Here is a 14363-nt window from a genome sequence, read left to right as displayed (position 1 = left end):
CCTTTAGAAAATACAATCTATTAAATGCAGGATAGCTATTATGAATATTCAAGATTTTAGTCAAAATGAAGTAGAGTTGTTGTTACAAGGGCTTAGAGTTCTATTATCTGAAAAATCAAAGAGCGATCCTGAATTAATACAATGGTCGTATGTGAGAAGTGATCCTTATATGGAAGTATTTGCTATTGATAAGGCTAAATACGAAGAAGAGCGTAATTATATAATAGATTTAATTCGTAAGTTAGAAATAGGCTAATTCAGTTGTTAGAGACTAGATTTCAAACCCAACTTTGAAACGTCAAGCATTTTTCTACTAGCTGAGCTGAGTAGGGTGCGCACCAGAAAAGAAGTTAATCTCGACTATCGGTGCGCTGGGCGCACCCTACTCAAATCAAAGACCATCTTCATCAAAACATCTCAACTCACCGCTTAAACTACTCAAAAACTCATCACTTTGCGCTAGTAACTCATTCAAACGCGCCTCATTAATGACACTAGCCAACTCAACAGAACTAAAGGCTTGTTCTTGACTGTAGTACAGCATTTCCCTAGCGTTATCATTCCCTAATGCTTGCAAATACGTATCAACACTATCAGCGCTAGATGCTTTGTCGTTGGGCATTTTAATCTGATTTCTTTTAAACCACCTTAAGCCACTTGGCGTTATCAAGCCATCTAGCGGCACATCCCAAGGTTGTCGCTCAAGCTGTTCTACTACTTGAAAGTCATAACACCAGCCAATTTTCAACGGTTTTTTTAACCCTGCCTGATAGCTTTTACCAAGAGTCGTATCATAAAAGCCACCACCCATGCCCATACGATTGCCATTCAAATCAACCGCTACCAATGGACAGACAATTACATCTAATTCTCGCGCCCATAATAATCGACGATGATGATTTTGCTTCATCCCTAAGCTATGAATTCGTGTCGGTATATTCAGCAGTTTCGACTGATGAATAGGTACGAAACGCAGGTGTTTATCAACATTTCCCTTATCATCACGACCGAGCGAACCGACGACCGGCAAGTAAGGTAAATAGCCTAAACGTTGACACCAGTCCAATAGTGGCTGAGTGGGCAGCTCACCAAAACCATCGTAATATAAGCCAATACGCGCGCGTGGTGGTAAGCGCTGTTGCAACTTGATTAAATGCAAACTTGCCATGCGCGCGTATTGTCTGCGTTCGCCTGCACTTAACTGGCGACGCTGGCGGGTAAATTGTCGTCTGGGTGGATTGCTTAAGCTGTTAGCAATTTTGACATCCTTTTTAGAGTGAGCGTCATCAGTCGATAACTCAGGTAATGAGTTAGATAATTCAGTAGCAGAATGTTGTTGGCCGGTGTTTTTAGACATCAGTTAGCCTCACGGACTTGGAGAAATTTGTGATAAGTCATGCTATCATAACGCCACTTTACATCGTATTTTCCTTTATGTGCAGCGTGTGTTGCACTTTTTTCGAAGCAGCTATACAACAAACCATCAAAGAGGGTAGTTATGTCGACACAGAATCAGGCAACTCGTACCGAAAAAGATACCATGGGCAATGTGGAAGTCCCAGCTGATGCTTATTGGGGTGCGCAAACTCAGCGTAGCCGTGAGAACTTTAAAATCGGTGGTGAGACGTTGCCACGTCCGATGATTGAAGCGATGGCATTAGTCAAAAAAGCCGCTGCCATTACCAATGCTAGCCTTGAGCGTATCGAAGGTGACAAGCGCGATTTAATCGTGCAAGCTGCTGACGAAATCATCAACGGCGGTCTAACGGACCAGTTTCCATTGGTTGTATGGCAGACGGGTTCTGGTACGCAGTCAAACATGAATATGAACGAAGTATTGGCCAACCGTGCCAACGAAATCGCAGGGAACGCGCGCGGCAGTTATACGCCGATTCATCCAAATGACCATGTCAACCACGCTCAGTCTACCAATGACAGCTTCCCAACGGCGATTCGTGTGGCTGCTGCTCGTCAAATCAACAGCTTGCTTATCCCAGCGGTAAAAGCACTACGCGACACGCTAGATGCCAAAGCCAAAGAGTTCGATAGCATTGTTAAAATTGGCCGTACCCACTTACAAGACGCCACGCCTTTGACCTTAGGCCAAGAGTTTAGCGGTTATGTCAGCCAACTTGACCATTCATTGACTCGTATCGACAACGCGCTCCAAGGCTTATATGAATTGCCATTAGGCGGTACAGCGGTTGGTACTGGCTTGAACGCCCATCCTGATTATGCGGTAAAATCGGCAGAGCAATTATCAACATTGACTGGCTTGCCGTTCGTAACGTCACCGAATAAATTTGAAGCACTAGCCGCTCGTGATGCCGAAGTATTTGCTTCAGGCGCACTAAAAACGCTAGCGGGCAGCCTAAATAAAATCGCTAACGACGTACGTTGGTTGGCATCAGGGCCTCGTTGTGGTCTAGGCGAATTGACCATTCCAGAGAACGAGCCAGGCTCGTCTATCATGCCGGGTAAAGTAAACCCAACCCAGTCAGAAGCAATGACCATGGTTGTCGCTCAAGTCATGGGTAACGACGTCACTATCAGCATGGCAGGCGCGTCAGGTAACTTTGAGCTTAACGTTTATAAGCCTGTTATCGCCTTTAACTTATTGCAATCTATCCAACTATTGGGTGACGCTTGCAATAGCTTTAACGACAACTGTGCCGTTGGTATTGAGCCAGTAAAAGATAAAATCGATGACTTCTTGCATAACTCGTTAATGTTAGTCACGGCATTGAACCGTCATGTTGGTTATGAAAATGCAGCGAAAATTGCTAAGACTGCTTATAAAGAAAACAAAACGTTGAAGCAAGTTGCCGTTGAGTTAGAGCTGTTAACTGAAGCACAGTTTGATGAGTGGGTGACGCCAGCTGATATGGTGCATCCTTCTTAATATCAATCCAAAAACCTGATTAGTATTGTCAGATAAGCTGAGTCTACTATTAGTAGCACTTGCGCTTGGTTTCCTCGCTACCCAGGTTTTTAAATTCGATATTCTGATTGATAAAAAGACCTTGCCATCCTTTGTATAAGGGTGTGTAAGGTCTTTTTTTGTCTATCAATTGAAGCACATACATCGCTTGAAACAATGTCTTACCCTCAGACAACAAGCCAACCAAAACTTATAACAACCCCAATAAAAATTTTGGTTAGAATAGCCCCATAGATAAGAACTGATATATAACAGTTTTTTAAATAACAACAAAGACAATAAGAGCAAACCAACTAGAAAAACCAAAAATGGTTAGCCGATAAAGCCTCTGTTTATATCTTGCTTATCTATAACAACTATAATTAATCAATTGAGGTACTATTATGAAAGCATTAACTGCTGCATTATCATCTGCTGGTATTATGATGGCGATGTTGGGTTCTGGTTCTGCCATGGCTTACTCGGATAAAGTGATGGAGCCAAGTGAGAGTTATGATACCGCTGTGAAACACAGACAGGTCAACTATACTTGCCAAAACAATAAGAAAGTCAGCGTAACTTATGGCTTTAATGAGCAGTATCTACCGACATTCGCAGAAGCCAATCTGAATGGTAAAAAAAGATTTCTACCAATTAACTTAGGTCGTTCTGACAATGTTGGTACCGTGTTTGGTGATGAGGATAACTTTAGTATTATGACGGGTGCATTGCGTTTAAATAACTATCACAAATCATCGGCTAATATCCAAAATGCTAGCAGTGAAATTCTTTATAAAGGCTGTAATGTTAAATCTATTAAAAAGCTTAAAGGCTAGTTTTTAGTAGGCCGATAGCTTTAGAGACTGTAAGAATTCTTATAGGGGTGCTTTCCATGCATCTATTCTATAAACTATCTATTTTATTGGTACGCTAGGCGCACTCTACATTTAAAGCTATTAAATAAAAAGACCTTGTCACATGATGCGACAAGGTCTTTTTTTTATCTTAGATATTACGCTTAATTAAAACTTATAAAGCAATCCTAGCGTCGTCGTGGCATCCGTACGCGAGTCAACCATTGGACTATCCTGCTGCTCATTCGGCAGATAGCTTAAGCTTTGATTGGCAAACCCTGCCCAGCGCTCATTGAAATCATAGTTGGCACTGATGTTGATATATGGGTTCAAGCTTGAGTTGGATTTATAAGCATCAATGCCAGTTCTGGCCGACTCTTCTTCACTAACGCCATAATAGTACTCGTTGTAGTCAGCATCATGATACTCAAAGCCAATGCTTGGATATACCGTTAAATTGCCTTGGGTGATTTTGGCAAGATAGGTCAAGCGTGCAGTATTACCGCCACTATTATCCAACACATCAGTTGCTATCTGCGCACGGAAACCACCGACTGGCGTACGACGTAAGTACGTCAGACCAGCAGCTGCTGAAGCTTTACGTTTATCAAGACCTTTGAGGGCACCTCTAGCATCGTCAGGATCGAACTCACTTCCAGAGAGCTGAGCGTATGCAGACAGCTGATTGGTGCCGTCATTGAGAAGGTACACACCCGCTTGCGCACCGCGGGCATAGACTCTGTTGTTGTCATAAAACACGCCTGGCAACACCCGCACATCAGTGCTGTCTTCCATATCGTAGGCTGAGTTTACCGCCATGACATTGACGCCAACGCTTAGTACCGCATCGCGGTCAGTCGGTAAGTTATTCTTAAAAATCGCCGCATTAGAAAAACTGGCGACACTTAACAATGCTGTCGCCGTTAATGCGCCCAGTAAAGTGCGTGTGAAGGGTTTAGATAGCGCAGGTGATTTAGACATGATTTGCTCTCATAAGTGGGTGGGCTAGAGGGTTGAGTCAGATTGGATAATTAGCAATAATAAATAAAAACAGTCGATTAGAGAAAGCTCAGATTAATAAATGATTTATAGGCTCTAATCATAATGAGTAACTATGGTGCTTTACTCAATGACAGCCAGTACTTGCAATAGCTGCTGATGAATATCTTGCCACCACCAGATGAAACCAATGCTTATTAATAGCATCACCAGCCACGGCAGCAGTTGCCAAATTACCATAGACTTAGACGATGTTTTTGGTTCGTTAATCGTGGCATGATCAGCATTGATATCTATAGGCGATTTTACACCAGAATTATTATCGACATGTGCATCTTTATCAAAACGATGACTATTAAGACGGTCATTATTAGAATGATGGTTATCTAAATTAAGATTGTCAGAGCGATGATTATCAAAATCATGATTACTACTGACAACATCCGTTTCGCTATGCTTCGAGATATCTATATAGGTGGTTTGATAGTCGTTAAGTTGTTCACTTTGCTGCTGGCCTTGATAACTGGTTTGGGCGCTATGTTGCTCCCTGTTTGGATAGCCGCTTTGATAGCCCTGTAAACGAGGAATATTCTGTAGCGCGATATCCATATTTTGGCGTTGACGATAGGCAATAGCAAAAGCCAGTGCAATTACTAGGCCAGTAATCGCGCCACCAATGTGACCTGCGTTATCGATACCCGGTACCGCAAAGCCATAGACCAAGTTGATGCCCATAATAAATATCAGGCTTCTTAGGTTGAGCACCATGCCATTAACAGATATCTTAAACAGTGCTGCTATTAAAAGTGCGGCACCGATACCCATTATACCACCTGATGCGCCAGCCGATATTCCCGGTTGACCAGTGCCATCTAGAATACCTTGCCACGTGACATGATTGTTCAGTAGGTTGCCACCAATTGCTGCCAATAAAAATAACGCCAAAAACTTCGCTGAGCCAAACATCGGCTCGGCGATTTGCCCAAAGAAATACATGGCAAAACCATTGAACAGCAAATGCATCAAACCAATATGTAAAAATGCACTACTGACTAAGCGCCATGGGTCATCAGTCATGGTAAAGGGCAAGGCATTGGCCCCCCATTTTAGCAGCGCTTCTGTCGAGGGGTTGTTGGCATCGACGCCTGTCAGCACCTGCATGATAAATAGTCCGATAAAGCTGACTAAAAGTAAGGTGGTAACGGGTGCTGTCTTTAATAGTTGTTTAATGGTCATAAAAGCCGAGTTTTATTTATAAATTATAAGTAGAGTATAAAGGGTATGGTCAGAGTGTGTCATCTATCAGGATGTAGTCTTCGTTTAATAGTTGCTCGTATGGGTAATGACTGAGTTTAAGGGTTAGCGATTTAAAAACTGCCAACTTTAAGGTTCTCATAAGTGCCTTTTACCAAGATATCCTCTGTGACCTTGTTGATGTCGGTATGACCACAAAATGCCATACTAATATCGCATTCGTTATAGATAAGCTCAAGGGCCCGGCGCACGCCATCCTCACCATAAGCGCCAAGCCCGTACAAGAATGCTCGACCAATCATGGTACCCTTCGCACCCAATGAAATGGCTTTTAGCACATCTTGACCAGAGCGAATGCCACTATCTAGCCATACCTCGATATCGCTATTTTCGGCATGGACAGCCTGTACGATGTCAGACAGTGCAGCAATAGAAGACAGCGCACCATCCAATTGACGACCACCATGGTTTGAGACGACCAGCGCATCGGCACCACTACGGGCAGCCAAAATAGCATCTTCGGGCTCCATAATACCTTTAATAATGAGCTTACCGCCCCAGGCATCTTTGATACGTGCCACATCATCCCAGCTTAAACGTGGGTCAAACTGTTCTGCCGTCCATGCTGATAACGATGAGATGTCCTCAACGTTTTTAGCGTGCCCAACGATATTGCCAAACGTACGGCGCTTGGTACCGAGCATATTCATACACCATTGCGGCTTGGTCATGAGGTTGAGGATATTAGCCAGCGTCGGTTTGGGCGGCGCAGACAGACCGTTTTTGATGTCTTTATGACGTTGACCCAGTACTTGCAGGTCGGCCGTGAGGATAAGCGCAGAACAATTGGCCGCTTTGGCACGGCGAATTAGATTGGCCATAAAATCTTGGTCGCGCATGACATAGAGCTGAAACCAAAACGGCGCACTGGTGTTTTCTGCGACATCTTCGATAGAGCAGATACTCATGGTCGACAGCGAAAATGGCACGCCGAATTTTTCTGCTGCGCGTGCTGCATGAATCTCGCCATCGGCCCATATCATACCGGTAAAGCCTGTTGGGGCAATCGCTACTGGCATTTTGACTGGCTCACCAATCATTTGTGTTGCCAGGCTGCGGTTGTCCATGTCGACTAATACCCGCTGACGCAATTTAATACGGTCAAAGTCGGTCTCATTATTGCGATAGGTGGTCTCAGTCCATGAGCCTGAATCAACATAATCGTAAAACATGCGCGGCACTTTACGCTCAGCGACGCGGCGCAAATCTTCAATTTCTGTCACCTTTTTTAAGGTAGCACTCAACTCTTTCATAGGTTTCTCATTATTATGGCTGGCTATCTGACGATTGTGATGATATGAATAGTTGTTGTAAGTCCATCACTGAAAACGGATAGTTCAAGCGTTTGGTTGGCGTTATTATCACAGGGATAGTGGTGGCAAACTCCATCATTAATGGCTCGTCAAAATCGGCGATATCGACATAATGATAGGTAATCGGCTGTACGGCCTGAAATTGCGCTATTATTTGTTCAGCGATATCGCACAGATGACAGCCAGAGGTACCGAGTAGCCACCACTTATTAATATTGTCGCTACCACCAAGGCTGGGTTTCGCCGCCATCATACGTGTTCGCAATGCGGTTATATTATTATCATTATCCATGTTTACACTCATATTCTAATATCTATTTCTGATGTTTATTTTTCATATCTGTTGTAAGGTGTTTTTTTGACGTGTTTTAAGCAAAAATTTCACATCGCTTAGCGCTACTGACATGATAAAGAAGTAGGGTAAATAATGACAGCGATTGTGAGATTAGGTAAGATGACCTGCTATTTGGTACTACTATTTTATCGGTTTTATCTGTTATGTTCATAAATAGCATTCTTATCTTATTCTCATTTCAATCACTTGGATATCACGCATGACAAGTTTTGGCAAATTTATCAAACGATTATTATTGGCATTCATGTTGTTGGTCGTGGCATTCCATGTATTGGTCGCAGGGCTGTTATTGATTTGGAAAACCCAGCCAATTAACAATAGCATGTTTATGCTGACTCACCGCTTAACAGGCGGCACAGTAACCCAAAATTGGGCAGAATATGATGCCATTGCAAAATCTGCCAAACAAGCGGCGATAGTCAGTGAAGACTCAACGTTTAGCCAGCATAATGGCTTTGATTTAAAGGGTATCGAAGCGGCACGTAAGAAAAACGAAGAAACAGGCAAGATGTCTGCTGGTGGCTCAACCATTACGCAGCAGCTGGCAAAAAACTTGTTTTTGACCTCACATCGCTCTTATACCCGTAAAGCTGAAGAGGCGATTATCACGGTGATGATTGAAACCTTGTGGGACAAGCAGCGTATCTTGACCGCTTATCTCAATGTGGCAGAGTTTGGTAATGGCATTTATGGCATCGATGCTGCGGCACATCACTACTTTAATAAGTCTGCCGCCAATCTCAATCGTGATGAATCGGCACTGCTCATCAGTATGTTGACCAACCCAAAATACTATGAAGACAATCAGGGCGATAGGCGCTTACGTAATAAACAGCGTATCATTAAAAAGCGTATGAAAAATGCGGTATTGCCGCAATCGGTATAAGCATGTCGTAAAAATACGCCCTAATCAACAGTAAGGCTTTAGTCTAATAGTGAGTTTTTAGGGCAGAAAATTATAAAGAAAAATAGTACAGAAGATAATGGTCTATCGATAACGCAAAAGGAGTAGGGATGTGGCAGATATGAATAATAAGCAAAATAATGATGGCATTATTGATGACGTTATTGATGTGAAAGATGCCATTATTAATAAGGTTTCAGTTAATAATGAGACAAACAACCGCGACGACTTAACGCAAATAGCGTGGCAGCGCTCAGAAGATGGCAGCTATTCGCCTAGTAGCTATATCAATCGCGACCTGTCTTTATTACAGTTTCATCTGCGTGTGTTAGCGCAGGCAGCCAGTCCGCGCCATCCTTTGCTAGAGCGCTTGTTTTTTTTGATTATCTTTTCATCAAACATCGACGAGTTTTTTGAGATTCGTGTCGCTGGCATCATGCAAAAGCTCAATATCGGTGATGTCTCGACCAGCGTTCATGGCATGCGTCCGAGTGAGGTGCTGAGAGAGATATCTGCCGTCGCTCACGATGCCATTGATGAGCAATATCGTATTCTGAATGAAGATATCTTGCCTGCCCTTGCTAAGGAAGACATCCGTTATCTAAAGCGTGACGAGCTAAATGCGGAGCAATCGGCATGGATGAAGCGCTATTTCACCGAGCAAGTCTCGCCAGTGTTGACACCGATTAGTATTGATCCAGCGCACCCGTTCCCGCGTTTGGTCAATAAGAGCCTAAACTTTATTGCTACGTTAGAGGGCAAGGATGCCTTCGGTCGCGATATCAATCTTGCCATTGTGCCAGCACCGCGTAGTCTGCCACGTGTGATTCGCTTGCCTGATGAGCTCACTGGTGGTAAAGAGCATCATGTGATGCTATCGGCCGTCATTCATGAGCATATTGGCGAATTGTTTCCTGGGATGAATGTGACTGGCTGTCATCAGTTTAGACTGACACGTAATGCCGATTTGGACTTGGCTGATGATGTTGAGGATATCGCCAAAGCGCTAGAAGGTGAGCTTGAGAACCGTCGTTTCGGTGACAAGGTGCGTTTGGAGGTGACGACTGACTGTCCGATACCGATTAGCGATTATTTGCTCAACGAGTTTGAGCTGCATGACAATCAGCTGTATCGCGTCAATGGACCTGTTAACTTAACACGTCTGTTGTTTGATTTTAATATTCCAGCACTGCGTTATCAGCCCTTTACTCATGTGATACCAAAAGCTTTTCGCCGTGAGATGGATAAGCTGGACAAAACGACCAGTATGTTCGCTGCCATGCGTAAAGGCGATGTACTCGTGCACCATCCTTTTCATGCGTTTTCGCCCATTATTAATTTGTTATCGCAAGCGGCAAGTGATCCAAAAGTGCTAGCGATTAAACAGACATTATACCGTTCAGGTACCAACTCAGAAATCGTCAAAGCATTGGCTGCGGCAGCTCGTAATGGTAAAGAAGTCACTGCTGTCATCGAGCTGCGTGCACGCTTTGATGAAGCCTCTAATATTGCTGTTGCCAACTATTTACAAGAGGCTGGGGCAGTCGTGGTTTATGGTATCGTCGGTTACAAAACCCACGCCAAGCTGATGCTGATTGTGCGCCGCGAGGATGACCGAATCCGCCGCTATGTACATCTAGGGACAGGCAACTATCATGCAGCCAATGCCAAAGTTTATACTGATTATGGATTGTTTAGCGCCGACCCTGATATCTCAGAAGATGTCCATAAAATATTCCAAGAGCTGACGGGTATGGGCAAGCCTGCCAACCTCAAAAAGCTATTGCATGCGCCATTTACCTTACATGAAAAACTGATGAGCTATATCGACGATGAAATCGCGCATGCAAAAGCGGGCAAGCGCGCCCACATTATCGTTAAAGTCAATGCTTTGACTGAGCGCCGCCTAATTGGCAAGTTATATGATGCCTCACAAGCAGGGGTCAAAATTGAGCTGATTTTGCGCTCTATGTGTTGTCTGCGTCCACAGGTCAAAGGTCTGTCTGAAAACATCACGGTGCGCTCTGTTATTGGTCGTTTTTTAGAGCATACGCGCGTTTACTATTTTTATAACAATGGTGATGAGCGCCTGTATTGCGGTAGTGCTGACTGGATGGATCGTAACTTATTTCATCGGGTAGAAGTGGCATTTCCTATCGAAGACAAGAAACTGTTTAAACAAATATATCAAGATGGCTTAATCAACTACCTACAGGACAACACCCAAGCGTGGACGCTCGATGGCCATGGTGTTTGGCAGCAGTTAAAACCCGCAGCAGGGGAGACGCCACATATCGCTCAAGAGCATTTGTTAAAAGTCATTAATGGTGTTGAAGCCTCGGTATAGCTTATCTACCAGTCGATTTATTGGTTGATGCTTGTAGCAGATTGTCATAACGTTAGCGACAGGCTAGAAAACTGGATGTTAAAACAATACTGAGTCGATAAGTCGTTTAAATATCCTTAATTAGACCAAGCGTTGGTAAATACTGGCGCTTGGTTTTTTATTGGGAGAAAGGGTTCACATGAGTTACAAACTGTCTTGTAACCTCACATTTATTCACATATTGATACGGCAGTACACTGGTGCAGTGCTCTATCTCCTCCCTATAATCAAAGTCATCTCGGGTGTTACTGGTCAGCTAACTTTTATCTCTTAGTGCTCTTCAATGAACATTGATGCTTTAGAATGATTTTTAGCCAAAACAGTCTTATATGGATTTTTTATGTCAATTTTTTCATAAAGGATATGTAACACCGCACTATGATAATCAATCAATTATAAAAATAGGGAATAGCTCATGAGCAATACTAACAATGATATATCAGACATCAAAAAAGCGGCAGAGCAAGCAGATGGTCAGAAAATCGAGCAAAATCTCGAAGACAATAAACAAGTCGATGCCCCTGAACCGTTAAGCGAAGAAGAACAAACCTCTTTTATCGATGATGAGCTACGTACTGATAAATAGTCAGTCACTGCTCAAACGTATGCAACGAATGATGCAATTAAGCAGTAATTTATTTTAATTAATGTAACTATTCTATCAAGGCGAGGGACGCGCTATGACAACCAACAAAAAATTAAACACCGAAGAAAAAGTATTGGTCAATGATTCAGCAGCCTTACATCCAAATCATACTCAAGATAGCTATGAAGGGCGCAAACATGAGCCGGAGATTGATGGGCCGCAGCAAGCCTCACAAGAAACTGACGAGATATATGCTGATCCACGAAAATCAGAAGATTTACCGGCTGGCGGCAAGAATGTCGCTGATCTAAATGCGCATGACTTGAGTCAAAAAGGCAATGAATAGTCCTTGCTAAGATTGTTTGGCTAATCCTATGAGTAAAGTCTCTCCGGTATGAATCTGCATATCGCTAAGCCAATAACAACCATCAGTATAAAAGTCTAAATAAGAACAATAAGGATAGGATAATGGAAACCAAAGACCCTGCATTAACCAAAACCCGTATCAATGAAGCCGACCGTGTGACGAAAGCTGACAATGCTATTGATGATAGTAGTCATGCTGAAAGTAGAATTATTGAGAAAAACACCACTGAAAATAAAGGAACAGACACCTTTAAAGAAGGGGTGGTTGAGTCAGAGCATGTTAACGACAATGACAATCCTGCCCGTCAACCAGATCGCCGTGATCAAGAAGGCAATGCCTTTGATGAGAATATCAATGAAGATACAGTGGGTAGCGAAATGCCTGATAGTCAAAGAATCAATGATATGAATCGTTATGCCAATATTGATAATGCTCAAACACGTGTGCTAAACCCTGATGAAAAAGACTGAGTCACATTGGATAAGCGTTGGTAGTAAGTAGATGTTTACGCACATCGCCAGTATATGTTTGACAGAAAACATTGATAGTGTGGACTGATATTATGGGTTGCTAGTAAGCCAAGCGTCGCTAAGGCGCGTCACATCAAATGGATAACAAGATAAGGATGATAAACGATGACCATGCCAAAAGATAATCATAATATAGATAATGGCCATGAGCTAAAGGATGCAGATGACAACAATGGTATCGTCCCTGATGATGCGTTACAGAAAGTGAACCCAGCCGCTGCAGAAAGAGCCACTGAGGATCATGATCCGCACAATATTGCTAAGCATAATAAACAGTACGATAGCCCATTGATGGAAGATGATAAATAACTAACGATGGTCGTTAATAGATGGTATCTAAGCTAGACATCCATTTTAGGCTGATGTTAGCCTTTATATATGGTCATAAACAAGACAGGTAGGTTCGCTGATGAGGGTATTTGACCCTATTAGCGAACCTACCTTTTCTGTTTTTTATTGCATCAAATTCTAGCTGCGATTAGCTATAGTCAGAATACCCTAAAAACGCTACGGTATGGCTGATATCAATTTTTTGTAACCTCTGTCTGCGCAGGCATAGCAAGCAAGAAAAAATGATATCAGCAGCGCGTAATGTATCGATATTACTTTTCACTAACTATACTACTAACTAGTAGAGCTTGCCGCTGTCGTTCTATGCAGGTGCGCCACTATGAAAACGCAGTTCAGTATCTGGACTAGCTATCAATTCGGCTTCCACTGCTTTGAAGAATGCCACTCGCTCATCAATATTATCCTCAGATAGTGATTGAGCCAGTGCCAGATAATCCTCAAAATGACGGCTCTCTGACTTTAGTAGATAACGGTAGTACTTTGCCAAACGCTCATCATCGATAACTTCAGCGAGTGCAGCAAAACGTTCACAAGAGCGTGCTTCGATAAATGCCCCAATGATTAATACATCAACCATCGCGGCTGGCTCGTAAGTGCGTTTATGTTTTAACATGCCTTTGGCATAGCGTCCTGCACTCAGATACTCCCATTCCTGACCACGCTCATGCATGATGCCCAGCACTTGCTCATAGTGCAGCATCTCCTCACGTATCAATTGCGCCAACTTACGCTGTAAGTCGTAAGAAAATTCGTAGCGGAATAGTAGATTCATTGCTGTGCCAGCTGCCTTTTTTTCACAATTAGCATGGTCTTGAATGATCAATGGCAAGTTAGCAATGGCAGCCTCGACCCATTCTTGCGTGGTTCTGGCACCCAAAAAATCATAGACAGCTGAGAGGTCTACTTTAATAGGGGTTCGCAGCTGTGCGATATCGACACTGTCTTCTTCTATAAGGTTTGCCTGCACGTTCTCCTTATTCACGATCTCTTTATTCATACCTTTTTTGTTCATACTTTCTTCATTCATAGTCTCTGCCATAGTCGAATATTCGACAAGTCTTAATCAAACATAAAAATTAAATAGATAACGGTTAAGCATAACTCACAGATGTAATGATTACTTACAGTTTATACTTTGTCTATTGCTACCAGAGTCTAGAGCGGTGATTACCGTCGCTAGGGTTGATGCCTTATAGGGTATCATTATTATACAACCCCAGTATTTACTTGGTGAATGGCGTTTCCTTGTTTATTTTATTATTTGATAGTAGGATGATATTTTGCTTTTCAGGCATTTTGTCTTACTATTGATAATCCATCAATTGGATGGCAACTCACCAAAATTTGTTTAAGCAGATGATATTTTGAGTAAGCAGCACTTATCTGAATCGCATTTAATTAGGTAGTGCTTCAGCGCTGGTACTTAAACGCTGCTACTTAAAGGATAGTTACTCAGTGGTGAATAACAAGCATTATATCAACTG

Annotated in this window: 15 protein-coding genes; 9 read left to right on the top strand and 6 right to left on the bottom strand. The window is 42.8% G+C overall.

The genetic code is table 11. The annotated features are described in order from the left end of the window. Positions 1-40: 40 nt before the first annotated feature. Positions 41-256, top strand: coding sequence for a hypothetical protein (locus QL919_RS01085; RefSeq protein ID WP_025651323.1), 216 nt, complete (start codon positions 41-43; stop codon positions 254-256). 135 nt (positions 257-391) lie between these two features. Here the strand turns inward: QL919_RS01085 and QL919_RS01080 are convergent, their stop codons facing one another. Next, positions 392-1357 carry a 5-formyltetrahydrofolate cyclo-ligase gene (locus QL919_RS01080; protein ID WP_290187753.1) on the bottom strand — a complete coding sequence of 322 codons (966 nt, stop codon included), beginning with the start codon at positions 1355-1357 and terminating at the stop codon, positions 392-394. A 141-nt stretch (positions 1358-1498) separates the two neighbouring features. Here QL919_RS01080 and fumC point away from each other — a divergent pair, with 141 nt between their 5' ends. Together fumC and QL919_RS01070 are read left to right on the top strand one after the other, a co-directional pair. After that, complete coding sequence (gene fumC, locus QL919_RS01075; RefSeq protein ID WP_290187752.1) at positions 1499-2902, top strand: class II fumarate hydratase; 1404 nt, start codon at positions 1499-1501, stop codon at positions 2900-2902. A 422-nt stretch (positions 2903-3324) separates the two neighbouring features. Further along, the gene (locus QL919_RS01070) at positions 3325-3756 is read left to right on the top strand and encodes an adhesin (protein ID WP_290187751.1); all 432 of its coding nucleotides are present in this window, start codon (positions 3325-3327) and stop codon (positions 3754-3756) included. A gap of 186 nt (positions 3757-3942) precedes the next feature. Here QL919_RS01070 and QL919_RS01065 read toward each other — a convergent pair whose 3' ends face one another. From QL919_RS01065 to QL919_RS01050, 4 genes are all read right to left on the bottom strand, one after another. Then, entirely contained in the window at positions 3943-4755 is an 813-nt protein-coding gene (locus QL919_RS01065) for a MipA/OmpV family protein (RefSeq protein WP_290187750.1), read from the bottom strand. 141 nt (positions 4756-4896) lie between these two features. Further along, positions 4897-6009 carry a rhomboid family intramembrane serine protease gene (locus QL919_RS01060; protein ID WP_290187749.1) on the bottom strand — a complete coding sequence of 371 codons (1113 nt, stop codon included), beginning with the start codon at positions 6007-6009 and terminating at the stop codon, positions 4897-4899. A gap of 131 nt (positions 6010-6140) precedes the next feature. After that, positions 6141-7340: an alpha-hydroxy acid oxidase gene (locus QL919_RS01055; protein ID WP_290187748.1), complete on the bottom strand. Its 1200-nt coding sequence runs from the start codon at positions 7338-7340 to the stop codon at positions 6141-6143. 13 nt (positions 7341-7353) lie between these two features. Beyond that, positions 7354-7692 carry a glutaredoxin family protein gene (locus tag QL919_RS01050; protein WP_290187747.1) on the bottom strand — a complete coding sequence of 113 codons (339 nt, stop codon included), beginning with the start codon at positions 7690-7692 and terminating at the stop codon, positions 7354-7356. 262 nt (positions 7693-7954) lie between these two features. On the opposite strand from QL919_RS01050, the gene mtgA reads away from it, so the two are divergent. From mtgA to QL919_RS01020, 6 genes are all read left to right on the top strand, one after another. After that, complete coding sequence (gene mtgA, locus QL919_RS01045; protein WP_290187746.1) at positions 7955-8641, top strand: monofunctional biosynthetic peptidoglycan transglycosylase; 687 nt, start codon at positions 7955-7957, stop codon at positions 8639-8641. A 139-nt stretch (positions 8642-8780) separates the two neighbouring features. Beyond that, positions 8781-11006: a polyphosphate kinase 1 gene (gene ppk1, locus QL919_RS01040; protein ID WP_290187970.1), complete on the top strand. Its 2226-nt coding sequence runs from the start codon at positions 8781-8783 to the stop codon at positions 11004-11006. Positions 11007-11460: 454 nt separating this feature from the next. Further along, positions 11461-11631, top strand: a complete 171-nt coding sequence (locus QL919_RS01035) for a hypothetical protein (protein ID WP_290187745.1) — start codon at positions 11461-11463, stop codon at positions 11629-11631. Positions 11632-11725: 94 nt separating this feature from the next. Next, a complete protein-coding gene (locus tag QL919_RS01030) occupies positions 11726-11977 on the top strand; it encodes a hypothetical protein (RefSeq protein WP_290187744.1) in 252 nt (83 codons plus the stop codon). Between the two features lie 122 nt (positions 11978-12099). Then, positions 12100-12468, top strand: coding sequence for a hypothetical protein (locus tag QL919_RS01025; protein ID WP_290187743.1), 369 nt, complete (start codon positions 12100-12102; stop codon positions 12466-12468). Positions 12469-12633: 165 nt separating this feature from the next. Beyond that, the gene (locus QL919_RS01020; RefSeq protein WP_290187742.1) at positions 12634-12837 is read left to right on the top strand and encodes a hypothetical protein; all 204 of its coding nucleotides are present in this window, start codon (positions 12634-12636) and stop codon (positions 12835-12837) included. 343 nt (positions 12838-13180) lie between these two features. Here the strand turns inward: QL919_RS01020 and QL919_RS01015 are convergent, their stop codons facing one another. Continuing rightward, positions 13181-13906, bottom strand: a complete 726-nt coding sequence (locus QL919_RS01015) for a tRNA-(ms[2]io[6]A)-hydroxylase (RefSeq protein ID WP_290187741.1) — start codon at positions 13904-13906, stop codon at positions 13181-13183. Between the last annotated feature and the right edge of the window lie 457 nt (positions 13907-14363).

It is taken from the genome of Psychrobacter sp. APC 3426 (assembly GCF_030408035.1).
Lineage (GTDB): Bacteria > Pseudomonadota > Gammaproteobacteria > Pseudomonadales > Moraxellaceae > Psychrobacter.
Note: the sequence above shows the minus strand (reverse complement) of the source record. Positions and strands in the feature narration are given on the sequence as shown.